The organism is uncultured Alistipes sp. (assembly GCF_963931675.1).
In the GTDB taxonomy this organism is placed as follows: domain Bacteria; phylum Bacteroidota; class Bacteroidia; order Bacteroidales; family Rikenellaceae; genus Alistipes.
This window is the reverse complement of record NZ_OZ007039.1, coordinates 3,070,048-3,096,421: the sequence shown is the minus strand read 5'-3', so window position 1 is coordinate 3,096,421 and position 26,374 is coordinate 3,070,048. Positions and strand designations below refer to the sequence as shown.

General features: G+C 56.7%; 25 protein-coding genes, 1 tRNA gene and 1 pseudogene. 10 read left to right on the top strand and 17 right to left on the bottom strand.

All coding sequences use genetic code 11. The features are described 5' to 3' along the window. Nucleotides 1-19 precede the first annotated feature (19 nt). A pseudogene (locus ABGT65_RS13230) lies at nt 20-142 on the top strand (cAMP-binding protein); the annotation flags it as partial. Between the two features lie 130 nt (nt 143-272). Here ABGT65_RS13230 and ABGT65_RS13225 read toward each other — a convergent pair. The 9 genes from ABGT65_RS13225 to ABGT65_RS13185 all read right to left on the bottom strand — a co-directional run bounded on the left by ABGT65_RS13225 (nt 273) and on the right by ABGT65_RS13185 (nt 12,910). Then, nucleotides 273-1,733, bottom strand: a complete 1,461-nt coding sequence (locus ABGT65_RS13225) for an efflux transporter outer membrane subunit (protein WP_346702806.1) — start codon at nt 1,731-1,733, stop codon at nt 273-275. Next, nucleotides 1,730-4,828 (bottom strand): multidrug efflux RND transporter permease subunit, encoded by a 3,099-nt coding sequence (locus ABGT65_RS13220; protein WP_346702804.1) that lies wholly within the window; start codon nt 4,826-4,828, stop codon nt 1,730-1,732. The genes ABGT65_RS13225 and ABGT65_RS13220 overlap by 4 nt, the downstream gene beginning before the upstream one ends. A gap of 7 nt (nt 4,829-4,835) precedes the next feature. Next, nucleotides 4,836-6,107, bottom strand: a complete 1,272-nt coding sequence (locus tag ABGT65_RS13215) for an efflux RND transporter periplasmic adaptor subunit (protein WP_346702802.1) — start codon at nt 6,105-6,107, stop codon at nt 4,836-4,838. Between the two features lie 203 nt (nt 6,108-6,310). Continuing rightward, complete coding sequence (locus ABGT65_RS13210; RefSeq protein WP_346702801.1) at nt 6,311-7,093, bottom strand: LytTR family DNA-binding domain-containing protein; 783 nt, start codon at nt 7,091-7,093, stop codon at nt 6,311-6,313. Then, the gene (locus ABGT65_RS13205) at nt 7,090-8,139 is read right to left on the bottom strand and encodes a histidine kinase (RefSeq protein WP_346702799.1); all 1,050 of its coding nucleotides are present in this window, start codon (nt 8,137-8,139) and stop codon (nt 7,090-7,092) included. The genes ABGT65_RS13210 and ABGT65_RS13205 overlap by 4 nt, the downstream gene beginning before the upstream one ends. 145 nt (nt 8,140-8,284) lie before the next feature. Next, nucleotides 8,285-9,505: an ABC transporter permease gene (locus tag ABGT65_RS13200; RefSeq protein WP_346702797.1), complete on the bottom strand. Its 1,221-nt coding sequence runs from the start codon at nt 9,503-9,505 to the stop codon at nt 8,285-8,287. A gap of 3 nt (nt 9,506-9,508) precedes the next feature. Continuing rightward, entirely contained in the window at nt 9,509-10,252 is a 744-nt protein-coding gene (locus ABGT65_RS13195) for an ABC transporter ATP-binding protein (RefSeq protein WP_346702795.1), read from the bottom strand. A 3-nt stretch (nt 10,253-10,255) separates the two neighbouring features. Beyond that, entirely contained in the window at nt 10,256-11,443 is a 1,188-nt protein-coding gene (locus ABGT65_RS13190) for an efflux RND transporter periplasmic adaptor subunit (protein WP_346702794.1), read from the bottom strand. Between the two features lie 15 nt (nt 11,444-11,458). Next, nucleotides 11,459-12,910 (bottom strand): TolC family protein, encoded by a 1,452-nt coding sequence (locus ABGT65_RS13185; RefSeq protein ID WP_346702792.1) that lies wholly within the window; start codon nt 12,908-12,910, stop codon nt 11,459-11,461. 258 nt (nt 12,911-13,168) lie between these two features. Between ABGT65_RS13185 and ABGT65_RS13180 the strand changes: the two genes are divergently transcribed. The 7 genes from ABGT65_RS13180 to ABGT65_RS13150 all read left to right on the top strand — a co-directional run bounded on the left by ABGT65_RS13180 (nt 13,169) and on the right by ABGT65_RS13150 (nt 17,880). Continuing rightward, a tRNA-Gly gene (locus ABGT65_RS13180) sits at nt 13,169-13,244 on the top strand. Nucleotides 13,245-13,492: 248 nt separating this feature from the next. Beyond that, nucleotides 13,493-14,605, top strand: coding sequence for a site-specific integrase (locus ABGT65_RS13175; RefSeq protein WP_346702790.1), 1,113 nt, complete (start codon nt 13,493-13,495; stop codon nt 14,603-14,605). Between the two features lie 612 nt (nt 14,606-15,217). Beyond that, nucleotides 15,218-15,547 (top strand): hypothetical protein, encoded by a 330-nt coding sequence (locus ABGT65_RS13170; RefSeq protein WP_346702788.1) that lies wholly within the window; start codon nt 15,218-15,220, stop codon nt 15,545-15,547. Between the two features lie 295 nt (nt 15,548-15,842). After that, nucleotides 15,843-16,112: an immunity 17 family protein gene (locus ABGT65_RS13165; RefSeq protein ID WP_122120575.1), complete on the top strand. Its 270-nt coding sequence runs from the start codon at nt 15,843-15,845 to the stop codon at nt 16,110-16,112. A 192-nt stretch (nt 16,113-16,304) separates the two neighbouring features. Then, the gene (locus tag ABGT65_RS13160) at nt 16,305-16,754 is read left to right on the top strand and encodes a hypothetical protein (RefSeq protein WP_141418264.1); all 450 of its coding nucleotides are present in this window, start codon (nt 16,305-16,307) and stop codon (nt 16,752-16,754) included. Further along, nucleotides 16,751-17,191: a hypothetical protein gene (locus ABGT65_RS13155; protein WP_232044758.1), complete on the top strand. Its 441-nt coding sequence runs from the start codon at nt 16,751-16,753 to the stop codon at nt 17,189-17,191. The genes ABGT65_RS13160 and ABGT65_RS13155 overlap by 4 nt, the downstream gene beginning before the upstream one ends. A 194-nt stretch (nt 17,192-17,385) precedes the next feature. Next, the gene (locus ABGT65_RS13150; RefSeq protein ID WP_295879733.1) at nt 17,386-17,880 is read left to right on the top strand and encodes a hypothetical protein; all 495 of its coding nucleotides are present in this window, start codon (nt 17,386-17,388) and stop codon (nt 17,878-17,880) included. Between the two features lie 69 nt (nt 17,881-17,949). Here ABGT65_RS13150 and ABGT65_RS13145 read toward each other — a convergent pair whose 3' ends face one another. The 3 genes from ABGT65_RS13145 to ABGT65_RS13135 form a co-directional block, all read right to left on the bottom strand. Beyond that, nucleotides 17,950-19,461: a BACON domain-containing protein gene (locus ABGT65_RS13145; protein ID WP_346702786.1), complete on the bottom strand. Its 1,512-nt coding sequence runs from the start codon at nt 19,459-19,461 to the stop codon at nt 17,950-17,952. Between the two features lie 133 nt (nt 19,462-19,594). Then, on the bottom strand, nt 19,595-20,344 hold the full coding sequence (locus tag ABGT65_RS13140) for a hypothetical protein (protein ID WP_346702784.1): 750 nt from the start codon (nt 20,342-20,344) through the stop codon (nt 19,595-19,597). A 27-nt stretch (nt 20,345-20,371) separates the two neighbouring features. Then, a complete protein-coding gene (locus ABGT65_RS13135) occupies nt 20,372-21,010 on the bottom strand; it encodes a hypothetical protein (protein WP_346702783.1) in 639 nt (212 codons plus the stop codon). A 521-nt stretch (nt 21,011-21,531) separates the two neighbouring features. Here ABGT65_RS13135 and ABGT65_RS13130 point away from each other — a divergent pair. Together ABGT65_RS13130 and ABGT65_RS13125 are read left to right on the top strand one after the other, a co-directional pair. After that, nucleotides 21,532-22,260 (top strand): hypothetical protein, encoded by a 729-nt coding sequence (locus tag ABGT65_RS13130; protein ID WP_346702781.1) that lies wholly within the window; start codon nt 21,532-21,534, stop codon nt 22,258-22,260. Between the two features lie 7 nt (nt 22,261-22,267). Next, on the top strand, nt 22,268-22,606 hold the full coding sequence (locus ABGT65_RS13125; protein ID WP_346702780.1) for a WG repeat-containing protein: 339 nt from the start codon (nt 22,268-22,270) through the stop codon (nt 22,604-22,606). A gap of 54 nt (nt 22,607-22,660) precedes the next feature. On the opposite strand, the gene ABGT65_RS13120 is transcribed toward ABGT65_RS13125, so the two are convergent. From ABGT65_RS13120 to ABGT65_RS13100, 5 genes are all read right to left on the bottom strand, one after another. Then, nucleotides 22,661-22,963 carry a hypothetical protein gene (locus ABGT65_RS13120; protein WP_346702778.1) on the bottom strand — a complete coding sequence of 101 codons (303 nt, stop codon included), beginning with the start codon at nt 22,961-22,963 and terminating at the stop codon, nt 22,661-22,663. A gap of 178 nt (nt 22,964-23,141) precedes the next feature. After that, the gene (locus tag ABGT65_RS13115; protein ID WP_141418269.1) at nt 23,142-23,813 is read right to left on the bottom strand and encodes a DUF2625 domain-containing protein; all 672 of its coding nucleotides are present in this window, start codon (nt 23,811-23,813) and stop codon (nt 23,142-23,144) included. Nucleotides 23,814-23,825: 12 nt separating this feature from the next. Further along, the gene (locus ABGT65_RS13110; protein ID WP_143256562.1) at nt 23,826-24,596 is read right to left on the bottom strand and encodes a hypothetical protein; all 771 of its coding nucleotides are present in this window, start codon (nt 24,594-24,596) and stop codon (nt 23,826-23,828) included. Nucleotides 24,597-24,602: 6 nt separating this feature from the next. Beyond that, nucleotides 24,603-25,274: a hypothetical protein gene (locus ABGT65_RS13105; RefSeq protein ID WP_346702776.1), complete on the bottom strand. Its 672-nt coding sequence runs from the start codon at nt 25,272-25,274 to the stop codon at nt 24,603-24,605. 3 nt (nt 25,275-25,277) lie between these two features. Continuing rightward, on the bottom strand, nt 25,278-26,369 hold the full coding sequence (locus tag ABGT65_RS13100; protein WP_346702775.1) for a trypsin-like peptidase domain-containing protein: 1,092 nt from the start codon (nt 26,367-26,369) through the stop codon (nt 25,278-25,280). Between the last annotated feature and the right edge of the window lie 5 nt (nt 26,370-26,374).

The window sequence follows — 26,374 nt, the reverse complement described above, 5'->3', positions numbered from 1 at the left end:
TCTGTGGGCCGGCCGGGCGCTGATGGAGGAGAATCCCGAACTGCTGCGCATCGTGCCGCTGAAGCGCATCGCTTCCTATCTGTGGATCACGCCCCAGTCGTTGAGCCGCATCCGCGCCCGGATTCTTCGCAAGAAGTCGTGAGTCACCTGCGCTCCGCATCTCCCGCTTGCCATCCGCCTGCATGCGAAAAGGCCTCCGGCTGTGACCGGAGGCCTTTTCGTGTCTCAGGATCGGGTGTGTCCGACCCGCGGATCACCCTACCCTTGTAAGATTATGAAGGGTTGTCGCTTCCGGACGAATCCTCCGCCGTCCCCTGTGCGGCTTCGGCCTGTGTCCGGAACGCCTCGCGGCTGACATTCCAGCCGCCGCCCAGCGCCTTGTAGAGCCGGACCAGCGCCAGGTGCTCGTTGCGCACCGCCGTACTCTCCTCGATCTGTGCGTCGAAGAACTTCCGCTGCGCGTCCAGCACGTCGATATAGCGGATCACTCCGTTGATATACTGCAGTTTGGCCAGTACGACATACTGCCGGGCCGCTTCCCGCAGGTTGTATTTCAGTTCAGCCGTGCGGCGCATGTTGCGGTAGGCCTCCACGGCGTCGTTCACCTCCTGGAAGACCTCCAGCACCTTCTGCTCATACTCCAGCCGGGCCTGGTCGTAGGCCGCCAGCGCCGCGCGGTACTTCGCGCGCTTCGACCCGAAGGCGAAGAGCGGCGAGGCGAGGTTCCCGGCCATGTAGGTGAAGGGCGATTCGAGCAGCCCCTTGAAGTGGCCGTTCTCCACACCGCCCGTCAGCGTGAAGGTCAGCCGCGGGAAACGGTCGGCATAGGCGATGCCTACGGCAGCCATCGCCGCCCGCAGCTGCTGTTCGGCCTGCCGCACGTCGGGGCGCCGCTGCAGCAGCGTCGACGGAAGCCCGATGGGCAGCGCCTCCGGCATCACGACGTTCAGGTTCATCTCCGCACGCTCCACCCGGTCCGGGTAGCCGCCCGCAAGCACCGAAATCTGATTCTCCTTCTGGGCGATCTGCATCTCCAGATTCGGGATCAGCGCCGCGGCACTGGCCAGTTCGACCTTGGCCTGCTGGTAGTTCGTCTCGGAGGTCAGACCCCCTTCGAAGCGGAGTTTGGCCTGCTGGACGCTCTCCTCGCGGGTCTCTACCGTGCGGCGCACGATCGCCAGTTCGTGGTCGAGGGCCACCAGCTCGAAATAGGCCGTGGCGACCTCGGCCACCAGCGCCATCTGCAGCGCCCGGGCCCCCTCGACCGAGGCGAGGTATTCGGCCCCGCCCTTGCGCTTGGCCCACCGCAGGCTCCCCCACAGGTCGGCCTCCCAGCTCAGGCGTGCCTTGATGCCGATTTCCGGATCGTTCGAGTATTTCGAATCGGCGTAGTCGTTCGTTTCGCGGTTCGCGTAGGCCGATCCGTCGATCGACGGCAGCCGGGCCGCCTTGCTCACGCGGTAGAGCTCTTCGAGCTGGCGCACGCGCGCTTCGGCCGAAAGCAGGTTGCGGTTGCGTTCGAGCGTGCGGTCGATCAGGCGGCAGAGCGTCGTGTCGGCGTAGATCTCCCACCAGTTGCGGTCGCTGATCGAGAGCGAGTCGTTCGCTCCGGCGACGATCTCCGAAGGCAGGTCCAGTTCCGGGGCCTTGCACCGCTTCTGGACCGAGCAGCTCCCCGCCGTGAGGAGCAGCACGCCGCACGACAGGATATATATGATGGTGGCGCGTTTCATCGTTTTGACCATTTTTCTTTTACTTTGTAGACCCAGACGAAGAACAGCGGCACGAAGACGATGCCCACGGTGATGGCCACGAGCATTCCGAAGAAGACGCCCGTACCGATTCCCTGACGGCTGGCCGAGCCGGGGCCGCTGGCGAAGACCAGCGGCAACATGCCGAGGATGAAGGCCAGCGAGGTCATCACGATCGGGCGGAAACGCAGGTGTGCGGCCTGAATCACGGCCGACAACGTATCGCGGCCCTTTTCGATCTCGTCCTTGGCGAACTCCACGATCAGGATGGCGTTCTTGGCCACCAGACCCACGAGCATCACCAGACCGATCTGGAAGTAGATGTTGTTCTCCAACCCGCAGGCCCAGTTTCCGAGGTAGGCGCCGATGCCCGCGATGGGCAGCGAGAGGATCACCGAAACGGGAATCAGCCAGCTCTCGTACTGCGCCGCGAGGAACAGGAAGACGAACAGGAAGGCCAGGCCCAGCACATAGCCCGTCTGTCCGCTGACGTGCTTCTCCTGGTAGGAAAGGCCGCTCCACTCGACACCGATCGTCGAGGGCAGGTGGCGGCGGGCGATCTGTTCGAGGATGGCCATGGCCTGTCCCGAGCTGTAACCCTGGGCCGCTTCGCCCGAGATCGTGGCCGAGTTGAACATGTTGAAGCGCCGGATCGTTCCCGGGCCCGTCGTGTAGGAGGTGGTGCCGAGAGCCGTGATCGGAATCATGGCCTTGTCGGCGCCCCGCACGAAGAACAGCCCGAGGTTCTCACGCTGGGCGCGGTACGGTGCCTCGGCCTGGATGTAGACCCGGTAGATGCGGTTGAACATGTTGAAGTCGTTGACGTAGACCGAGCCCGTGAAGGTCTTCACCGTCGAGAAGATGTCGGACATCGGGACGCCCAGCATCTGGGCCTTGTCGCGGTCCACGTCGAAATAGAGCTGCGGGATGTCGTTCTGGATCGACGACGAGAGCCCCGTGAGCTCCTTGCGCTGTGAGGCGTAGTGCATCAGCGTGTCGACGGCTCTTTGGAGGTCGTTGTAGGAGGCGTCGCCGCGGGCTTCGAGCACCATCTCGAAACCGCCCGAAGCCCCGAGGCCCGGGATCACCGGCGGCGTCGACAGATAGGCCTTGCTCTCCGGGTAGCGGTTCAGCTCCCGGCGCACGGCGGCCATCACCTCGCGGATGTCGGAGCTCTTGCGCTCCTCCCACGGCTTGAGGATCACGGTCATCTGGCTCCGCGACTGGTTCGTGCCCACGCGCGGGCTCGACCCCGTGACGTTGAGCACATACTCCACGTCGGGCAGCGACATCAGGTACTCCATGGCGCGGTCCGTGACGCGGCGCGTGCGTTCGAGCGTCGCCCCCTCGGGGAGCTCCAGTTCCACGGTGAAGTAGCCCTGGTCCTCCTGGGGCATGAAGCTCTGCGGTACGACCTTGTTGAGCAGCCACAGCGCCACGAGCGTCATGCCGAAGAGTGCGAGCATCCGTTTCGAGTGGCGCACGCCGCTGCGGATCATCTTCTCGTAGAACTTGTTGCCGCGGGCCAGCCAGAAGTTGATGCGGCGGAAGATGCGGTTTTTCTTCTTGCCTGAATCGGGCCGCAGGATCAGGGCGCACAGCGCCGGGGAGAGTGTCAGGGCCACGAAGGTCGAGATCAGCACCGAAACGGCGATCGTGATGGTGAACTGCCGGTAGAGCTGTCCGGTAATGCCCGAGAGGAAGCTCACCGGGACGAACACGGCGCACAGCACGAGCGACGTGGCGATGATGGCGCTGCCCAGGCCGCTCATGGCCTTCTTGGTAGCCTCGTAGGGCGACAGCCCCTCTTCGTCCATCGTGCGCTCGACGGCCTCCACGACCACGATGGCGTCGTCGACCACGATACCGATCGCGAGGATCAGACCCAGCAGCGTCATCATGTTGAGCGAGAAACCGAAGACGAGCATCACGCCGAACGTACCGATCAGCGAGATCGGCACGGCGATCGTCGGGATGAGCGTCGCGCGCCAGTTCTGCAGCGAGAGGAACACGACGAGGATCACCAGCAGGAGCGCCTCGATGAGCGTATGGTAGACCTCCTTGATCGACTGCGAGATGTAGGCCGTCATGTCGAAGGGGATTTCGTAGGAGATGCCTTCGGGGAAGTTGCGGCTGATCTCCTTCATGGTCTGCTTGACGCGCTGGGCCACCTCCATGGCGTTGGCTCCCGGGAGCATGTTGATGTTCATCACCGCGGCATTCCCGCCGTTGATGCCGCTCTCGGTGTTGTACGAGGCGGCTTCGAGCGAGACGCGGGCCACGTCGCGCAGGCGGATGAGCGACCCGTCGGGGTTGGCGCGGATGACGATCTCCTCGAATTCGCTCACCGACGAGAGGCGCCCCTGGGCGATGATCGGCGTAGTGACGTCGAGGTCCGTGATGGGCTGCTGGCCCAGCACGCCGGCGGCCGATTCGCGGTTCTGGTCCTTGAGGGCCTTCTGCAGGTCCTGGACCGTGAGCCCGAGGTTGGCCAGACGGTCGGGCTGCACCCAGATCTGCATGGCGTAGTAGCGGCTGCCGACATTCGAGACGCTGCCCACGCCCGGCACGCGCCGCAGCATGTCCAGCACGTTGAGTGTGGCGTAGTTCGAAAGGTAGATTTCGTCGAACTTCGGGTCGTTCGACAGCAGCGTGACGGTCATCAGGCGGCTCGATGCCTGCTTCTCCACCGAGATGCCGTTCTGCACCACCTCGGCCGGCAGGCGCGATTCGGCCTGCTTCACGCGGTTCTGGATCTCCACGGCCGCCAGGTCGGCATCCGTCGAGATGTCGAAGGTCACCGTGGCCGAGAAACTGCCCGAGTTGGAGTTCGTGGATTCCATGTAGAGCATTCCGGGCGTACCGTTCAGCTCCTGTTCAATGGGTGTGGCGACGGCCTGCGTCACGGTCTGGGCGCTCGCGCCCGGGTAGGAAGCCGAGATCTTCACCACCGGGGGCACGATCTGCGGGTACTGGTCCACGGGAAGCAGCACCAACCCCAGAAGGCCCACGATGACGATGACGATCGAGAGAACGGTCGAAAATATCGGCCGGTCGATAAAGAAATCCGATTTCATGGGCGGGTCACTTTTCGGGGTTTTCCGATTCGGTTGCGGCGGCCGGTTGCGGCACGGGAGCCGTGACGGGTTCGACCTTGTCGCCGTGGGTGAGCTTGTGGAAGCCCTCGACGACGATCTTCTCGCCCGGGACGGCGCCGCGCTCGATGATCACCCGGTTGCCGACTTCGGGCCCGAGTTCGATCATGCGGCGCTCGGCCACGCTGTCGGGCCGGATCACGAAGATGTAGGCCCCGCCCTTCTCGATGATCACGGCCTTTGTCGGGATCACCGTGGCGTGCTCGCGCACGTCGAGCAGCAGGCGCACCTTGGTGAACTGTCCCGGGAGCAGGATCCGGTCGGGGTTGGCCATCTCGGCCCGCACGGAGAAGGTTCCCGTTTCGGGATCGACCTGCGGGTCGGCGAAATCCACCAGTCCCCGCAGCGGATAGGGCGTATTGTCGGGCAGCGTGATGGTGATGTAGGGGTTCCACTTGCGGGTGGTGTCCTTCTGTCCGAGGTTGACGTTCCGGGCCTTGCTCTTCAGGTAGTCGAGGCCCGTCATGCTGAAGTCCACACGCACGGTGTCGCTCTTGACCACGGTGGCCAGCAGCGACTTGCCGTTCGGGCTGACGAGCGTCCCGATATCGACGTTGCGCTCGGAGATATAGCCCGAAATGGGCGAACTGACGGTCGTGTAGCTCAGGGCGGTTTCGGCCTGCGTGAGGTCCGCTTCGCTCATCGCCACGGCGGCCGTGGCGCTTTCATAGGAGGCGACGGCATTGTCCAGGTCGAGCTGGCTGGCGGCATTCTGTTCGTAGAGCGGGCGGATGCGCTGCAGGTCGCGTTCGGCCTTCTGGGCCAGGGCCCTGTCCTTGTTCAACTGAGCCCTGGACTTGTTGACGCGGGCCTGGTAGACCTTGGGGTCGATGATGAAAAGGGGCTGTCCGCGGCGGACGTAGGTACCCTCTTCGAAGAGCATCCTTTCGAGGAAGCCCTCCACCCGGGCACGGATCTCGACGAATTGCTGGGCACGGATGCGGCCGACGTATTCGCCGTAGATTTCGATGTCGTCCGTCCCGACGGGTTCGACCTCCACGACGGGATAGACGGGTTTCGGAGGCTCCGGGCGGAAGAACCACCAGACTCCTCCGGTTACCAGGATGGCGCAAACACCCAGAATGCCCCAGGTCCGTTTGGAAAAACGGCGGATACGTCCTCCGGCTTCCTTGCCAAGCTCAAAGGTACGGCGCCCGGCACGAGCTGCCTGCCGGACGATTTTCTCGCGTGAAAATTCCATGTTCCAATCAAAAATTCCGGAATGTTTGCCTGGTATGTTTCCGGTTCGGGGTACAAAAGTACTAATTTTTCTATAAGAAACGGATTTTTCGGCCGAATATGATGGGTTCGGGCAAAAAATTTCCGGTTTTCCGCTCTTTTTTCCGATCATCGCTTCCGATCACGCTCGGTCACGGTGCGGCCATGGCTCCGGATGCGGCCACCCTACTCCTTGTCCGAAAAGCCCGCCGGAAGCAGCGCGTGGCGTGCCAGAAAATCGTAGAAGGGCTGCCGGCAGTTCTCCGAAACGGGAATGCGCTCCGACCCGAAAACAATCCGGTTGCGTTCGATCGTGTGGATCTTCGACGGCTGCACGATGTAGGAGCGGTGCACCCGGATGAAACGGTCGGTCGGCAACTGCTCCTCCAGGGCCTTGAGGCTCAACAGCGACACGACCGGGTGCGCTTCGCCCTCGACGTGGATCTTCACGTAGTCCTTCAACCCCTCGATGTAGAGAATGCGCTCCAGATCGATCTGCTGCAGGCGGTATTCCGTCTTCACGAAGATGCTCCGGGGCGCCTTGCCCGGCTTCCGTTCATCCCCTTTCGGGGGGGCGGTCGTGCGCCCGGCCTCCACGGCCCGGCGCTTGAGTTCGAACCACTGGAGCGCCTTGTTCGCCGCCGAGAGGAAGTCCGTGTAGCTGATCGGCTTGAGCAGGTAATCCACCGCCTGGACCCGGAACCCCTCGACGGCATACTGGCTGAAGGCCGTGGTGAAGATCACCCGCGTCGCCTCGGGGAGCATCCGCGAGAGTTCCATGCCGTTCAGTCCCGGCATCTGGATGTCGCAGAAAAGCAGGTCCACCGGGTGTTCGCGCAGCGCCGTAAAGGCCGCCGTGCCGCTCTCATAGGAACCCGCCAACTCCAGAAACGGCGTCTTGCGCACGTATCCTTCCATCAATTCCACGGCCAGCGGCTCGTCGTCGATTACCAGGCAGCGTAGTTTCATGCGTCGGTAAGTTTGATGCAGAGCAGCGCCGTATAGGAGTCTCCGCTTTGTCCATGTTCGAAGATGTAGCGCCCGGGATAGATCATCTCCAGGCGTCGGGTGAGGTTCGAAAGCCCGATGCCCGAACCGCTTCGGTCCGAGTCGGCCGATTTGGGGAAGTAGCTGTTCCTGATCCGGCAGACCAGCTGCTCGTCGGTTTCGTGGATGTCGATGCTCACGCAGGAGGGCCGGTCGTTGTCGACCCCGTGCTTGAAGGCGTTCTCCACCAGCGAGATGAACAGCAGCGGTGCGATGGGCCGTTGCGACGGAGCGTCGGGCAGCGTCACGAAAACCTGCACGTGGCGCGGCTGGCGAATGCGCATCAGTTCGATGTAGTCGCTCAGGAAACGGATTTCCGCCGCGAGCGGGACTTCGGGTCGGCTGCTCTCGTAGAGCACATAACGCAACATGCGGCTCAGGTCGTGGACCGCCTGTTGGGCACGCTCGGTGTCGAGCTGGATGAGCGAGTAGATGTTGTTGAGCGTATTGAACAGAAAATGGGGGTTCAACTGGCTTTTGAGATTCTGCAGTTCGGCCTGTGTGCGGTTGTGTTCGAGCTCCTGGCGGGCCGCTTCGGCGCGGTACCAGCCGCTCGTCATTCGGATGGCTACACTGACTCCCGTCACCAGCAGGTAGAGCAAGGCGTTGCTGGAGAAGAAGCGCACGGTATCCTGCACCGGGCGCTCCATGGGTGGATGAGTGGTGTTGGGCGGCAGGATATATCTGAAGATCACGTGTACGCTGAGCATGACGGTTCCGATCAGCAGGAGGTTGTAACCCGTGAAACGTCCGAATCGTCGGGTGGTGAGATAACGGTCGATGAGCCGGAAATAGTTGGTGTAGAAGACCACCATGAAGGAGATCGGGACAATCAGAAAATGGAGGTACTGGGACCACGTCATCAGCGGTCGGTCCGGGTTGATGACAAAGAGCGGCATTCCGAAGATTACTGCCCATACCGTGACATGAATCAGCCAGCTTGTATGTTTCGATTGCGATGCGGTCATACTGCAAAGATATAAAAAATATGGGGTCGAAACGCGGAATCCCTTTTTGTTAGGGAGGTTTTTGCGTTGGTGGCCTCCGGCTTTTTTCATCGTGCCGGCCGGTTTGTGCGGGGCTTTTCGCCGACCCCCCAAAGCCCCTCCCCTTTCATTCGTAGCGGATGGCTTCGATGGGGTCGAGCATCGCGGCTTTCTGTGCCGGATACCATCCGAAGAAAACCCCCGTCAGGGTGCAGACCGCAAACGACAGGAAGACACTCCACGGCTGGATGTAGATCGGGAAGGCCGCGAAGACGTTCACCGCAATGGCCGCTCCGACCCCGACCAGCACCCCGATCACGCCGCCCGTGACGCTGATCAGGATCGACTCGATGAGGAACTGTGCCAGGATGTCGATCCCCTTGGCGCCGATCGACATGCGCAGGCCTATTTCACGTGTCCGTTCGGTTACCGAGACGTACATGATGTTCATGATCCCGATGCCGCCCACGAGCAGCGAAATCCCCGCCACGGCAGCCAGCAGCACGGTCATCATGTCGGTCGTCGAGGTCAGCATCGAGGCCATCTCCTGCTGCGAACGGATCGAGAAATCGTCGTCATCGGACTCCTTGAGCCGGTGGTTCTCGCGCAGGATCGCCGTAATCTCGTCGATGGCCTGGTCGGTGTAGGCCTCGGTCAGCGCCGAGCAGACGATCTCCTGCAGGTGGGTAATGGCCAGGATGCGCTTCTGGACCGTCGTGTAGGGGGCGATGATCAGGTCGTCCTGGTCCATGCCCATGCTGTTGTAGCCCTTGCTTTCGAGCACCCCCACGATGCGGAACGGAATCGTCCCGAAACGGATCACCTTCCCGACGGGTTTCTCGCCGTCGGGGAAGAGTTCGTCGACAACACTCTTCCCGATGAGGCAGACCTTGGCCGCGGTCTTGATGTCCTGTTCGCTGAAGGTGTCGCCGTCGTCGACCCGGTAGCGGCGGATCTCCAGGTAGTCGAGATTCACGCCGTAGACCGTCGTCGGGGTGTTGTTGGCCCCGTAAATGGCCTGTCCGGCGCTGTTGACCGACGGCGAGACGTAGGTCACGTAGCGCGTCTTGGTCTGGATGTCTTCGAGGTCCTGCAGTTTGAGCGACTCCATGTCGTCGGCGCTCAGCTGAACGCCGCCCCGGCGGTCGCCGCCCGGGTGGATCATGATCATGTTCGAACCCATCTCGCTGATTTCGGCCTGGATGCTGCGCTTCGAACCCTGTCCGATGGCCAGCATCGTGATGACCGACGCCACGCCGATGATGATGCCCAGCATTGTCAGGAATCCACGCAGCTTGTTGTTGCTCAGCGCCTTGACGGCAATCTTGAAAAGGTTTGCGAAATTCATGGTCTAATCCTCCTGTCGGGGCAGCCGAGACAACGCCTCGGCCGCACTCAAAATGTGTTCGTTGCGCGTATCGCCCGTGATGTGTCCGTCACGCAGCGTGATGTTGCGGCTGCTGTACTGTGCGATCTCGGGGTTGTGCGTCACGAAGATGATCGTGCGCCCCGCGGCATGGAGTTGCTGGAAGAGGACCAGCACCTCGAAGCTCGTCCGCGTGTCGAGATTGCCCGTAGCCTCGTCCGCGAGGATCACCGCCGGGTCGTTGACCAGCGCCCGGGCGATGGCCACGCGCTGCATCTGACCTCCGGACATCTGGTTGCTCCTGTGCAGCAGGCGGTCGCCCAGACCTACGGCCTCCAGTGCCTCGATGGCCCGGCGCCGCCGCTCCGAGGCCGTGCACTGCGGATTGTACATCAACGGCAGCTCGACGTTCTCGATGGCCGTGGTCTTCGGCAGCAGGTTGTAGTTCTGGAAGACGAAGCCGATCTTGCGGTTGCGCAGCGTCGCCCGCTGGTTCTTGTCCATCGTGCGCACCGAAACGCCGTCGAGGTAATACTCCCCCGCTGTCGGTGTGTCGAGGCATCCCAGGGTGTTCAGAAGGGTCGATTTCCCGGAGCCGGACGTCCCCATGATCGTCACGAACTCCCCTTCGTGGATCGTGAACGACACCCCGCGCAGGGCATGGACCGTCTCGTCGCCGACCCGGAAATCACGCCGGATATTCTCCAGCCGGATCACTTCCCGCTCCATGGCCTACTTCTTTTTGTCGTTTCCGCCCGGAGGCGACGGCATGAAGGGACTGCGTTCCATCGTGGCGGCCTGCGGCTCGCTGCTCGCGGCGGTCAGCCCCACGGCTACCGTATCGCTGTCGGAGAGCCCTTCGATGATCTCGGTCAGATCGCCGCTCGTGGCTCCCGTCGTGACGAGGCGCGGCTGCAACTCCCGGCCGTGCAAGACCCATACCTCGCGTTTGCCCGCCTGGGTTGCGGCCGACGGTGCGAGCGTCAACTCCAGCTCACCCAGCAGCTCCGCATCGGGTACGAACCGCAGCGCCTTGGTCGGAATAGCCTGTGCGTTGTCTTTCTCCAGCGTGAAGATCGTCACGTTGGCCGTCAGGCCCGGTTTGAGCTTCAATTCGGGATTGTAGGCCGTGATGACCACCTCGTAGGTCACGACACTCGATTCGGTCGTGGCTTCGAGCCGCACCTGCTCCACCGTCCCCTCGAACGTGTCGTCCGGATAGGCATCCACGGTGAACTCCACGCGCTGTCCGTCGGCCACCTGCCCGATGTCGGCCTCGTCGACGTCCGCAACGACCTGCATCTGCGTCAGGTCGTTGGCGATGGTGAAGAGCGTCGGGGTCTCGAATCCCGCCGCCACGGTCTGGCCCTCCTCCACGGCCCGGCTGATCACCACGCCGTCGATCGGCGACGTGATGGTCGCATAGCCCAGGTTGCGCTCGACCTTGACCATCGCCGCCTGCGCCTGGTCGTAGGCAGCCCGCGACTTCTCGTAAAGGTAGACGGCATCGTCGTACTCCTGGTCGCTGACCAGCTCCTTTTCGTAGAGCGACTTGGTCCGTGCGTAGTTCTTCGACTGATAGTCGTATTCGGCCTTGCAGTTCGCCAGCTCGGCCTGCGCCGACTCCAGTTCGGCCTGGAGCGTCACCTTGTCCATCTCGGCAATCAGCTGCCCGGCCTTCACCACGTCGTTGTAGTCGACGTAGAGCTTGTCGATGATCCCCGAGACCTGCGTACCGACCTCGACCTCCGTGACGGGTTCCACGGTCCCGGTCGCCGTCACCGAATTGCGGATCGTGATGCGGCTCGTCGGTGTGGTCTCCAGCGTGATCTCCGCCTCCTTCGCGGGCCGCAGCAGCAGCCACAATCCTGCGGCTGCCACGACGACCGCCGCCGTGATCAGGATTTTCTTCCGTTTCATCTTATGTTTCAGATTTTAGTTGATCGTAGTCGTGTCGCGCCCCTGGTAGATGTTCAGCAGCTCGATGTTCAGCAGCGCCATGTATTTCGCCTGCAGCACCTCCTGCCGTGCCGACGACCATTCGTTCTGGGCCGTGATCAGTTCGACGGTGTTCTTCGCCCCGATGTTGAACTGCTCCTGCGTGAGGTCGAAACTCTCCCGGGCATAACGCTCCTTCTCCGCCGCGGCCCGGTACTGCGCCTGCGCTGACAGGGCATCCAGATAGGCCGACTCCACCTCCTGCAGCAGCGTTTTCTGCAGATCCTGCCACGTAAGGCGGCTGTTCTCGGCTTCGAGCCGCGCCTTGTTCACCGCCGTGCGGTTGCGGCGATTGGAGAAGATCGGGACGCTCAGCGTAAGTCCCACATTCTCGTTGAAGCGGTTCCAGATCTGGCTGCCGCTTTCGTATCCGCCGTTGGACATGTGTCCCGTTCCGATCCCGGCGGTCAGGGAAACGGAGGGATAGAACCCTGCCTGAGCCTGTCGGATGCCCAGTTCCGTCGATTCTACGGCCAGTTCGCCCCGCTTGATCTCGGGCATGGCCTCCAGTGCCGTTGCATAGATTGCGGCTTTGGCAGGAAGGGCTGACAACACCTCACTCTCTTGGATGACAGGCGTGGCAAGGTTCATCTCCTCCGTTATGTCGAGCTCCAGCAGCTGTTTGAGCTGGAGCCGGTAGTTGTCGAGCGACGTCCGGGCCGTGGTGGCCTGGTAGAGATCGCTCGCGAGTTGGCTTTCGAGCTGCGCGAGATCGACCCGGCTGATCGAGCCGGCTTTCCACAACTCCGCGGCACGGTCGCGCTGCGCCCGGGATACTGCGGCCGTATTGTCGGCAACCGTCACGGCTTCCGCGGCATAGAGTGCCTGCATGTAGGCCTGTACGATGGCGATGCGGATGTCGTTTTCGGCCTCTGCGACCGACAGTTTGTCGATCCGGTTCTGCACCTGCTGCTGTTTGACCGCCGTGCGGAGTTTGCCGCCCTCGTAGAGGGTCAGCCCGGCGTCGATGCCGTAGGTCCCGGTGTAGGTGTTGCGGTCGGAGACGTTCGTCGAGGGGTAGTTCGTGAATCCCTGGGTCGTTGAGGCGGTCAGCGACGGCAGCATCGCCGCTTTGGCCTCTTTCGTGTCTTCGAGTCCCGAGAGGTAGTCGTTGCGGCTCTGGCGCAGTTGGATATTGTTCTCCAGCGCATACCGCAGGCATTCGTTCAGTGTCCAGGTCTTTGCGAGGGTTGCGGTGTCCCGGGTCCTATCGGCGATCTCCCCGGGTGTCGGGGCTGTTCCGGGTGTTTGATTTCCCGGAATTTCCGGAACCTGCCGGGACATCGGGGCCGCTTCTGGCGTTCGGGTCCCGGCCGGAGCCTCGGTTTGAGCCGCAGCTGCGAGAATCCCCAGCAATACGGTGCAATATGTCAGTACGATTCGTTTCATTGATTTTTTCTTTGCTGCAAAGCTACGCAAGACTTCCTGTGCGCACAATTTAAATAGACGAATCGCGCGATTCTTTCGACGAAAGGGCTCGGAGTATGGACGAATGGTCGGTCCGTGGAGAAGGATTTACGGTTTGGACGGATGTTTGGGGATGGTTTTCGGGTCGGGGATTGTAAAAAAATTTCAGAATAAGGAGGAAAAATTTGGAGATTCAGAATTTTTAGCTATCTTTGCACTCGCAATAAGCCATCATGCAATGCGGAAATAGCTCAGTTGGTAGAGCGCAACCTTGCCAAGGTTGAGGTCGCGGGTCCGAGTCCCGTTTTCCGCTCCAGAGGGGGCAGAAAGAAACCCCGATAGAAAGCAAAAAGCCTTGTATATCAGCGATATACGAGGCTTTTTCTTGTATTTCCCTACTCCTGTTGACGCAAAAGGCAGCAAGTATTTCACGCCTTCATCGTGACCTTTTTTGCTCGGACCGAAAACAGGTCACGATTTAGCTCTATTTCGCTGATTTGCATTATTTTACTCTGCAACATTCCGGTGCTGAAGACGTTTTATTTACTCAAAAACCAAACAGCCATGTTGCCACGAACCACCTTCAGCGTCGTCTTCTTCTGCAAGAAGACCAAAATCACGAAAAAGGGCAAGGCCCCGATCTATGCCCGCATCACCACGACCGGCCAGTCGACCGAAGTCTACACGCAGTGCCAGATCGAGCCCAAACGTTGGAACCAGCGCCTCGAACGCTCGCTCTACAAGGATGAGGTCGACCAGCAGATCAACCGCATCATCGCCAGCTACCGGGCCTCGATCCTTGCCGCCTACGATCGGCTGATCCAGGAGAACAGGACACCGACCTGCTTTGCCGTCAAACAGCTGCTGGGCTCCGCCTCATCGAGTAGGATGGTGCTGGCGGAGTTCGGCAAATACTGCGAGAAACGCCAGCAGGAGGTCGGCACCCGCATCACGCAGCTCACGGCCAACAAGTACCACCGCCTGCTGCGCTACATGACCGAATATATCCGGCAGATGTACGGCAAGGAGGACCTTCCGCTGGAGGCGGTCGATTATGCCTACGTCGATGGATTGAATACCTACATGCAGACGGCCTGCAACTGCCACAACAACGGAGCGGTCAATCTGCTCTGCTGTTTGAAAAACTTTCTGCTCTATGCCATCCGCAACGAATGGATCGAGAAGAATCCTTTTCGCTACTACAAGATGAAGATCGACAAGACGAATGTCAAGGTGCCGCTGACGAAGGCGGAACTGGATCTGCTGTTGAAGCGGCCGATGCCCAACGAGCGTCTGGACCGGATTCGGGACGTCTTCTGCTTCTGCGCGCTGACGGGATTGGCCTTCACGGATGTCGACCACCTGCGGCGGGAACACTTCACAACGGACGAGGAGGGACAACTGTGGATCCATAAACCGCGGGAGAAGACTGCGGTGATGAGCCGTGTTCCGGTACTTCCGCAGGCAGCGGCCCTGCTGGAGAAGTACCGCGACGATGCCAACTGTCGGGCGCGGGGCAAGCTGCTGCCTGTCCCGTCGAATACGAAGATGAACGCCTACCTAAAGGAGATAGCAGATATCTGCCAGATTCCCAAGCATCTGACTACGCATTGCGCAAGGCATTGGCATCAGAAGTACTTGCTGAATGATAGATATTTACAGAAGTCAGCCGGTTGAGAACTAACGATTTGGAGACGAGCGACATTCTTTGAATCACTCGATTCTGCATAGCTGGAAAGAACGCATCTCGAATGCAAAAATAAGATGTATTTCTGTTTCCGCCAAATTTACACGCTGATTCTGATACTCGCACCCCTTCATTAAGTCGATCTTCAACGGTTCCGTCCCAGAATCAGCACATCTTTATGCCAAGGTCGTTTTTCGACCGGAACTCAATCAATACCAAACTCCCGGAAGGATTATATCAGACTGAAAAAAGAGCCTCCATGACTCACAAGTCAATGAGATTTCACCGCAAAAATCGGCAGCCGTTGGCAGTTTTCCGATTTAATTTCCTATTTTTGTAATTGGTTCCGTGCCTCTGCGGACGGAGCCGGACATATTTACGAACGTTTCGTTACGTTTTCTTTCGCATTCAAACTTCGCAACTTTGACCAATAGAAAGAGATGTAACTGGACGCCTCGTGGACGCATGTATTGTGCCCGCAGGCCTTTGGCTTGCTATGTGCACGATACACGTTTCGCGTGGGCTGTCCGTGTTGCTTATTTCTGTTGGGGGCAGCGAAGGCCTGAATGCGTGGTAAGTCAATGCGGCAACCCACGTTTTTTATGGCTTTCGATTACGATTACACCGGAAATCCCGCCCTGCTCGATCGTCGGAAGGTCGCCTTCTTTGCCTCGCGCGTCGTCTCTCCGGCCGTCGAGGAGCAGGCCATGCGCTGGGCCAAGGCGTGTTGCGCAACCGATCGCGTCGTAATCAGCGGTTTCCAGTCGCCGCTCGAAAAATCCGTCTTTGAACTCCTGCTGAAAGCCCGCCACCCGGTAATCTGGGCCTTGGGACGAGCTCTCTACCGTCGCTACCCTCCCGCTGTCGAAGAGGCCCTAGCCGAGCAGCGCATCCTGATCTTTGCCGTCCGCAACGCCCGCCGCACCGGTTAGCAGACCGCCCAGACCCGCAACTATACTATTGCTGCGATGGCTGAGGAGAGTGTTTACGCCCTCCGCTCGGACGGCTGCCCCAGCTCGCTCGACGTCCTCTGCGGGCTGGAACTGGGGCGCAAACCGGTGCGCTGTTTTTGATGGGGTCTGGCGGCTATCGTTTGTTTTCCAGTCCTGCTTGATTTATGAAGACAAAGCAAAACTGATAAAATTACTATATCCGTCTTTTGGATGTGTAATGTAAGAATCTGAGTTGGAATTTTACTATTTTTGAGAAGACCAAACTCAAATTGATATGAGCCAGACATCAAATTACCCGAATGAGTTGCTCTCGGGTATTATGCCCGAGAATCCTCACTATGGCTATCTGATAGCCGCTGCCGTGTTGCTATTCTGGCTCATTGGTGTTATCTGTGGTTGGAAATGGACCTATTCACGACCAGGTAGTTACAGGGGTAATTTCTTGTTGGATCTATTGGGCCCGAAAACCTATCGTCTGGTACTTGGAGTATTCCTTGTTGTGATGCTTGCACTCGTCCTTTATCTTTTCGTGCGTACTGAATAAGTTCGAATCCATTAAAGCGAGGTGTCTGAATGGAGAAAAAACGGTTTCATCGGCAGTAAACATCCTCAACACAGCAAATTACAAAAATATTTCTTCATAAATGGCGAAGAATAAATGCATAACGAGCGGCTCAACTTTCTTGAAAAGATTCTTGGTTGGCTACTGAACATAATTCATACGATATACATTTGAATGAAAAAGCAGGAATATAATGAGCAAGAACGGCAACGTCGTTACTATTTCTTCGACTATCTGTTCTGGTTGGGAGAAATAACATGGGAGAATTATCACAAGGTCAATTTCAAACAACCCCGAGGAAGTGATATGCTGTGGGCCTGTATCGTATTTTTTATATTCATACCGGTTCTGACCATAGCCGGTTATTTCCTTCATGACTTGGCATTCGAGGTGTTTGGAGCCATTCTTGTAATCGTGTTTTCCATTTCTGTCTTCATGACAGAACGTCTGTTCGGCAAAATATACCCGCCTTCCCGACGGAAAGCGGTTATGCAGCATTATGCGGGCTGCAAGTTCAGTCCCTTCCGGCGTAACCTGTTCTTTTTCTCCCTCTATTTGCTGGGTATTCCCGAAATGGTTTTATTAGCAACCATACCGAAATGGATAACTGAAATACTCAAATGACAGAAGAAACGAACATATTCAGCCGTTCTTTCCGCGTACTGGTGATGTTGCATAAAATTCCCTATGCGCACTTCACGGAATGGAACAATAAGAGGAAGCACAAGGCATTAGCAACCGGAATCTACTTCCTGAGTATCCTCCCGGAATTTTTCCTGTTAGCCGGCACTTTCCTGGCGGCAAGGGAGTATGACGGGTATGTACATCTGGTAAATGTGCCGCAAAAGATTGTCATCTACGGTCTGGTGGGTCTGGCGGTGCTGCTGTCGGCCATCCCTTTGGGATTTTTTGACGATAAGAAAATATGCAAGGAAGTCCGTCAGGAACTTCGGGAACGGCCCCGTTACTGGAAATGGGCGATAGTGATCTATTGGACAGTTATTGCGGCATTAGTGGTTGCCGTGAACGTAATTTATCCGCTCGTTACACCGTCCATGTAGACAACCGGAATAGTGTCATAGTTCGGGCAAACTACTTACCCGGCACAGGCCGAGTAAGTGATTGGTGGCGGAAATCCTGTCTCGCGCCGGGAAACGTTCCGGAATGTTATTTTTGTAGAAATTTTAGATTGACAGACGTTATGGGAAACATTAAGGTCGGAGATTGGGTTACTCAATACAGAACGGGTTATTGGATGGTCAAAGAACTGCATCCAAAGTTTTCGCCCTTCGAAGTGGGATCGGTTCACAAGGGGGACTGGCAGGGATACTATGCGGTCTTGCAGAAAGCATTCGGTTCGACCTTCAAGTTCGGTATCGCGTTCGACTCTTGTGATGTGTCGTTATGTTCTCCGGTATCCAAAGAGCAATTGGCTCGGATTGAAACGTATTTTGAGGAGCATCCGAAAGATAAGCTGAAATTCGAATCGGCGAAGGTGGTTGTGCCTCCAAGCATTACCACGGTTCATTTGCAGATCGACGATCAGCAACAAGCCGTCCTCTCCGCTGCTATTGACCGGATGCTTCCAACACTTACGCTTCCGAAGTTACGTGCCCTACTGGCAGAGTATGGTCTTGTAGAGGTCTTGCCGGGTGCCGACAACACCTATCTCCAACTGTACGGGCATTCGTGGGATCTTGATGAGAATTTCGATTTTCAGTATTATGACTATAAGTTTGTACACAAGTAGCTCTTATTGATTGAATCAACCGACAGAACGGCTGTTCCCCGATATTGTCAATTTATCCGGGACTGCTCATTAACGTTCGTGAGCCCCTTTCTCCGGTTCGCCGGGATACCACCAACCGCGGCCCATGTCGGTAGCTGTGGTGCGCTCCTCGCCAGTCGTCGGGTCCGTCTCGATACGGTATTCGTAACGGGCATCGTGCTCGAATACCTGCAGACGGTCGAACGCCTCGGGGATCTCCGCCAGAATCGGATTGTCCCGGCAATAGAGCTTCCACAGCGAGGGGGCATTCGTCAGGTCGAGTTCCGTCAGCCGGTTCGACGTGCAGTCCAGCTGGGAGAGCATTTCGCACGTGGTGAGGTCGAGTGCCTGAAGTTCGTTCCGGGGGCATGCGAAGACCTGCAGGGTTGAACAGCCCGTCAGGTCGATCCTTTGTAAGGCGTTGTCCGAGCAATCCAGCTGGGTGAGTTGCCGGAAATCCTTCAGGTCGAGTTCCGTAAGGCGGTTGCCCGGACAGTAGAGTCCTTCGAGGATTGCGGTGAGCGGTTCGAGGTCGAGTTGTTCGAGACAATTGTCGTAACAATAGAGATCCGTAAGACGACTGCATCCGGTGACATGGAGTTCGGTCAATAGGTTCGTTCCGCAGTTGACCAGGTAAAGCCACTCGCACCCGGAGAGGTCGAGCTGCGTGAGGCGGTTCTCGTAGCAGAAGAGGTCGCGTAATTCCGTGCGGCCGGCTACGTCCAGGGTCGAGAGGTCATTCCCGGCCACGTTCAGCGTCGCAATCCAGGGACATGCTGAGATGTCGATTGCCGAAATCCGGTTGTACTCGCATTTGAGATAGGTCAGCGCGGAGACGGACGAGAGGTTGAGGTGCGTCAGCTGGTTGTATCCGCATAGCAGTCTGTCGAGTGATGAGCACCCCGAGACGTTCAGTTCGGTAATCTCGTTGCTGGTGCAGTCGATCTCCCTGAGCAGCGGGCACCCCGACACGTCGATTTCCGTGAGACTGTTTTTGGCACAGCGCAGCTCAACGAGCGCCGTACATCCCGAGAGGTCCATTTGCCCCTTGAGGTACTTTTCGCCGAGCCAAAGGCTTAACAGTCCGTTTTCGTAGCGTACGCCATCCCATCCGGAGATAGGCTTGTCGCTGCACCAGTTGGCGTTGAACCGCCAGTTTTCACCGTCCGTATCGCGATAGAGCCGTTCGAGAAAAGCCCGCACTTCGGTCTCGGTCGTGAGTTCGACATGACCGGCCTGCTGGGTTATGGACAAAATCTGTTCGGTCCGCCCGGCCGAAAGGCGGATCTCGGCGCTGCGGGCTTCGTCCGTAGTGTTGGGCAGCACGGTGACGGTTACGCTTCCGGCTCCGGCCTTGCCAAGCCTCGGCGTGAAATGATACCACTGCACGGCGATCGGGATGACCTGCTCGGCGGTCCAGTCTGCCGTGGCATCGAAGTCGATCTGCCACGTCCCTCCTTCAGCCGAAAAGTCGCGTGAAGATTCACCGTCAGTCAGCACAATATGGTCGGCTTGCGGTGCCGGCGGCTCGTCGGGCACCGATTTTGAGCATCCTATCAGCATAAGGGATGCGGTACTCCATAAGGCAAATATCCGATGTGTGTGGCTCATCGCATGCATTTAAAAAGCGAATTCCGCGAGGCGGGAGTGCGCCCGAAGGCGTTCCCGGTCGCGGAACCCGGTGTCGGCTTGACATTTACTCTTTGTCGGCCTTTTTCTTGCCGGCTTTTTTGTCGGAAATTGGATACGGTAGATTGGCTGCTTCGTCGCCCATCTGCTCCAGATAGGCGTCATACATGTCGAGGATCCACGCATCGTTCTCCTCGGCCTCCTTCTTGTGAACCTTGCCCTCGGGGCCCTTGAACCACTTCTTGCAGAAATCCTGAAGCCCCGGATAGCGATCCTTCATCAGTACTGAGTTGACCAGCATGTAGGGATAGACAATCCCCTCAGGGTCGTTGTGGAAGCGGACGCCGAAGTTGGTCTGGAGCGAGCGGCCCATGTTGTTCCGTCCCGATGCGACCCAGATTTTCCACCAGTAGGTCGTGGCGTTTTTGCCCACTTTGTTGACGCAGAAGAGCATCTGCATGGTGTGGTAGCGGCTGGCTAAGTTGGGGTTGGCAAGCGGGTGCGACTCCCAGCGCACGCCGTCGGGATGGCCCGTCGTGGTCTCCACGTAGTCGATGCTTACGACATCGTCGGCCGTATATTTGATCGGCTCCTTGCTATCGGGCGTTTTTGTAACTTTGAACGAGTAGTTCTCCTTCTTGAAACGTGAATTCTCGGCGTACCAGCCGCTATGGACATAGCAGTCGACCTTTTCGCCCGACTTGAGGGTGACGATCACGTGGTCCGACTCCGCATCTTCAGGGTCTTTTGCTTCGGCATGGGAGATCATACCGATGGTGGTTAATGCAGCGAGTGCATAGAGGAAAAAGTGTTTCATGACTATCTCAGGTTAGTGACTAAATTTTCAATGAGTTGCAGGTTGATACGCCTCAAGCATCAGAATGATCTTGCTGCGGTCAGATGAATTTGACTGGAGAATCTCCGTGGCCAGTTCGGGATCATCGGCCACATAGGCGGCTACCGATTCGCGGAAACGATCCTTGCCCCGGCGGCTGGCCGATCCGGCGTCGTAGAACTCCTCCTCGCCCGCCTTGCGCAGGTAGTATGCCGTGCGCGAACGGCTCAGATAGCGATACTTGACCAGCACCTCGATGCCGCCGTTCGAATCGACGCCGTATCCCTTCTGGGCGAAGACGCCGACGCAGATATGAGGCGTCTCGAAATAGACCCACAGCCAGCCGACTTTCCCTGCGGGGATAAACTTCTGTGGATGTTCAGGTGCCGTGGCGTGCCAGCAGACGATCGAGTCGATCTCCTCGTAGCGATAGATCTCCTTGCTTTTGTCCTTGTAGAAAGCACGGCGCAGCAGTTTGACGTCCTGTGCGTGTTTGGGGAGTTCGATGCGGTCTTTTTCGCCGCATTCGATGACGCGTCCGTTCTTGAGGTAGATGCGCCCCTGAACGGTCGAGGCAGCGTGAGCCACGGAAAGTGCCATGGTGCACAGCAGCGTCAACAGCGTGAAACGAAGGATTCTTGTATTCATGCTACCAGACATATTGAGGTTGTTCGTAAAGTTAAGCATTATTTGGATAAACTGATTAGAATTGTGGTCTAAATCTGTAAAAAAACGCAAGTTTGCCTCTCGCCATGTAGTTGATTGCTTGTTCTGCGGTCTCCAGACACTTTTATGGAAGAGAAAAGACTTTCCTTTATCCCGCATGAAACTTATAAATTGAAGTTGTTGAATACCATTTATCAAGTCTGCGGTTACCCTGCTGAAAGAGCTTGCTGCCATATGTTTTTTGCAGCTGTTTTTCGGTAATGATGGTTATGTGGAATTTCCGCATACACCTGGGTTATTCATTACCATGTTCTATGTTGCCTTCCATTATAAAATAATTCCCCGATTCTTCGTTTCTGTCGATGCAAAATCCTATATTTGCCTAACATTCAATGGTTGAGAAGAATAATACAAGCGGCGCTTCTGTAGGGCTACTGGCCGAAACCAAGAATGTCTAATTTATTACCTTGTTATCGGGGTTTATTATTTGTGATTAGAAAAGTATGAACAAGGTCTTTATAATAATTATCAGCTTGTTGCTCTACGGAACAGCATCCGCCCAGCAGATCATTGAGTGGCGTGATCTGAGTACATCGACGGACAGTTATCAGCGTGTCGTCTATTACAAACAAGGAAAGAAGAAACCACTTGACGGTACCTATCGCATAAAACGCGGACCTGACGAGGAGGTCGTTTCTTTGAATAAGGGGCTTATGAATGGCCCGTACATTCGCATGAGAGATGGCATCTTGCGTGAGGAAGGCTATTATGTGGATGGTATGCGTAATGGTCCCTTTGTTGAGTATTATCAGGACGGAGTGGTACACCGTAAGGATACGCCAATGAAAGCTGGTAAAATAGACGGAAAGGTTACGACCTATTACAGCGATGGAAAGGTTGAGTCGGAAAAAGAATATCGTCAGAGTCTCGAACATGGAATCGAACGTCGCTACAGCCAAACTTCCGGAGAAGTGCTGATCGAAGGGCAATGGGTCGACGGGAAGAAAGAGGGTGAATGGAGAGAACGGTTCGACGCAGGTGGCGGCGTATTGGGCACCAAAGTGCAGCACTACCGTGATGGAGAACTCGATGGCCCGTACCTCGTGGAGATGACGAAAAATGGAGAACCCTATCTGACGATCCGCGGGCAATTCACGGCGGGACGTAAGAGCGGCAAATGGTCGCAATACGATGCTACGCTTGGGAATACGCGAGAATGGGTGGAGAAATAAAGATATTATGAAACGAATAATCTGGTATATCTGTATTGGCCTTTTGTTGTGCAGTTGCGGTTCAAGCAAACATTATGAGATCTTTCAATATGATAACGGAGACGATTATGTAAGTGAAGGACTATACCGCATAGTGGACAGGAAAGGGCGTATAGGTTACGCTGACGAGACAGGCAAAACCGTTATTCGTCCCCGTTTTGCCTTTGGCTATCCCTTTGAGGGCGGCAAAGCGAAGGTTACGGATAATGGGGAGAGAAAAGAGGTCCCCGGCTCCGATGGTGAATATTGGTACTGGGAAAGTGAAGTGTGGTATTACATTGATAAATCCGGGAATCGTATTCAATAAGAAAAGACCGCTGTAATCCGTCGATTACAGCGGTCTTTTCGTGGAGTCGTATTGTTACTTCTGCAGCAGTGCGGCGAACTCCTTGAGTTGGTCGAGGCTGTCGAAGAAGTCTACGTCGAACTTGATCGTCTTGCCATCGTTGAGTGTTACGGTCAGAATGCCATCATCCTCGTCATAAGCGAGGTTCGAAATTTCGGAGATTATGAAACTCTCTTTTTCGACGTTACCCTTGCGAATTGCCGGATAGGTTACATGATTGTCGTCGACCGTGATGGTACCGCCTTTTGCAGACAGCGCACGAGCATTACGTATTTTACGGTAGGCGGAATAGAGCATGTAGAGTCCCGCAATAATCATGAGGATTGTCGTCGGTATGGGACCGAGGACCTGCGTTGCACCAATGCGGATACCGAAAGGATGAACAAGAGGAAAGGCGATTAGAGCAATACCAATAATGATTGAGGTCAGATTCTCTTTGATAGAGGCCGTTGACGCGTAGTTGAATGTTTTCATAGTCTTTTACTAATTTTAATGATTATTTCAAAAGTTGCTTTTGTAATTCTAACGTGAGAGCATAATGTTCTTCTACGGGAATGATTCGTTTGTCTGTTTGTTCCAGATCTTGTCCCTCATTCGTCCATAAGAATGGAACAAAAGAGATGGTGTGATTTCCATCGACTCGTTCCAGATCAAGATCTCGATTTTTCCAGTTGAAGGTCTCGTAAAAGGTGTCGACTGGTCCAGTCAGCAACCAATGCAGAAAATCGGAGTATCCGACCTCCAGATTTTCCCATTGTAGTGTGTCTGGCGCCAAATAGTGGATTGTTCCCATATTAGGCCCCAGTGCCCCTGCATTGATGGCAAAATAGCCTCCGACAACATCATCGGCCACCAACAAGAATGTGGGTTGGTCACCATTCTTTTGGAAACTTTTACCTTTATTCCATGACATGATCCCTCGATCGAGTTCCGGAGAGCCTGAACCCAAAACTCGGATCCAACCCTTGTTGATAAGAATACCACCAGTTTCGTAGATAACAGCTCCCATAATTGAACGGGTGGTAACTTGTGCATCCAAAAGTTCCTGATTGGCTCGCTGCGAAGTTTTCGGTAAAATCCGATACCGATTCTTCGCTTCTGCCATCCACTCCTGAATGAGCGGCCATCCCGGATCTTGCGTATCTATTAAGGCGTCTAACGTTCTCATGTTTTCTCTATTTTAAAAATCCATCAGAACCGGCACCCGGTTTTCTTGTGCGAATTGCACTGCCCGATAGAAACGAGCGAATGCAAAGCGCGCCAGTGATTCCGTATCGTAATACCCCGATTCAGGTTCTATCATGGAGACGTTGTCTGTCAGTTTCGTCAGTTTCGAATCTTGGGTTTCATATCCATCTTCATCGTACCAACGGTTGATCGTTGCTTCGTCGGCATTCCAATCATAACTGTTGATCTTTTCCAGTTCCTTGAGCAGGCACCAAGTCGTGGATATGACAGCCTCGTTGCCCGCAGGCATCTCTGCCGTGATGACGAAACCGGCTTCTAAAGGCAACCAGCAGATGGCACCATTGAATAACGACCATTGTAGTTTGGGATCCTTGTATGCACGTTCGGAGATTTCGAAATCCTCAAATTGAGCCTCTTTGCCAAACTTTTCCGGCAAAGGTTCACCCAAACACTTGCAAGCGGCGTAAAGCAGTAGAGCCTCAAACGCAGGCCAGTCGGGTTTATTCGTCAGGTAAGGATGTTCGTTGTCTTCGGGCCATGATCCAATCCGGCTACCATGCTCGCGAATTGCTGAAAGCAAATTATCTCGCCACTTTTCAACAGCCTGTCGGATTTCTTCGGAGGACATTTCCTCCCCAGGCTCGGAATCTGGACCTATTTTTTGGTATCCGAATCCATTTTCTTCAGCCCATAGTTGAGCTTCAGTTTTCCAGTTGTGTGCATAATACCGGGTCAATGTTCCGGCGTACAGATCCATTCCCATGGTCGCTTATCCTTTGATAAGATACCAAATTACGGCTGCAATCAGCATGAGTGCCATTACGAGTGTCATCGTCTGGCGGTATTTCTCCACGGCGGGCGACTCCTCTCCAGCATCGGGAATCTCCACCTTCGGTCCGCGGAACCGCTGGCTGCTGGCGGCCAGTCCGAGCGTCGTGTTAGACAGGGGCTCGATCGTGTAACCATTAGGCTCCTTTGAGATTCCGAGGGCCGCATAGTGGCAGTCGAGTTGTGCTGCTTTTTTGGGCGAGAATACCGTTTTTGTGAAAAGCACCAAACCGTCAAATCGATCGCTGATCATAGCGACAATATCGTCGTCAGCATCCATTCCGCAGTGATTCCCGTGTTCGTCAAGGATGTAGTAATCAGCACCTTCCGACTGTACGGAGTCGTAACGTATGTGTCCGATTTCGAGCGAATCAATTTCGGCGTGAATGGCTCGTAATGTCTCTTCGTCAATCGTCGTGCCGTTAAGCGGACATGCGTAGAGACAGTATCGGGAGTCCTCATGCGAGACGCCGCGAATCGGATAAAGGTTTACTACTCGTGCACCCTTCCACTGCAGGAAGCGTTTCGAGATTTTTCCAATGGTCTTCGCATCGAACGAAGGGGGAATTTCTCCCCCTTCGAGCGTTGCGGTCAGTTGTTTGAGGTCCAGCATGATTTACGCTTCGTTTTCCTGTTTCGTGTAGGCCGAGAATTCGCAGCCGAAGCACTCGACCATCATGTTGTCCAGTTCGTCGGCCTTTTCTGCCAGCTGAACGAGGTTCTGCTGGATCCGCTCCTCGGACTCCTCCGAAATGTCTGCCAGATGGATGCGGTAGCACAGGTAGATCTGGCGCCCCTCGATGCCGAGTTTGTAGGGATAGAAGTCCGTATCGAGCATGTAGTCCAGCACCCTCTCGACCTCCTTTTTGGGCAGGAGGTTGATCGGCGAGACGGCAAACAGGTAGGTGCGGTCGTAGACGAACAGCCGGATCTCGGAGCTGCCTTTGTGGAACAACCACGCTTCGTTGCCGTCGCGGGCCAGAATGGGGTTGATGCCCATCTTCGCGATGGCCGCCTCGCAGAACTCGCTCAAAGGCGAGAGCTGACGCTCCTCGAAGACCCCTTCGGGCAGCTTTTCGCCGCACGAGGGGCAGAACTCCTCTTCGTCCGAGATCAACTCGTCGCAGCTCTCGCACTGCACCTGGAAGCAGTCGCGGTCCAGCTCGCCGAGCGAATCGAAGAGCTTGTGCAGCGTCTCCACGCGGATGCCGAATCCCATGTTGTCGGCGTCGGAGTTGGTGAACTTGCTCACCGTGATGCCGACCACTTCGTTGCGTTCGTTGATGATCGGGCCGCCGGAGTTGCCGGGGTTCACCGCGGCGTCGGTCTGGATGTAATACTGCCCGTTCATCAGCTGCCTGGGCGACGAGACGGTGCCTTCGGTGACGGTGAAGGGCATGCCGTAGGGATAGCCCGCCACGCGGATCTTGTTGCTGATGGCGAGCGAATCGTCGGCCGCCAGGTGCAGGGACGGCAGCGATGAGAAGTCGTGGTCGACGGCCAGCAGTGCGATGTCCAGCGTTGGGTTCACGAGCACGACCTTCGCCGGATAGGGGTTGCGGTCGTTGTCGTGGACGGCCACGGTGTGGAATCCCTCGACCACATGGTAGTTCGTGACGAAGAGATCGTGGTCTTTCAGGTAGAAGCAGCTGCCCGAGCCGCCGGCATGCGTAACCTTGAATACTACGCTATAAATATTCTGTTCCATGGTGA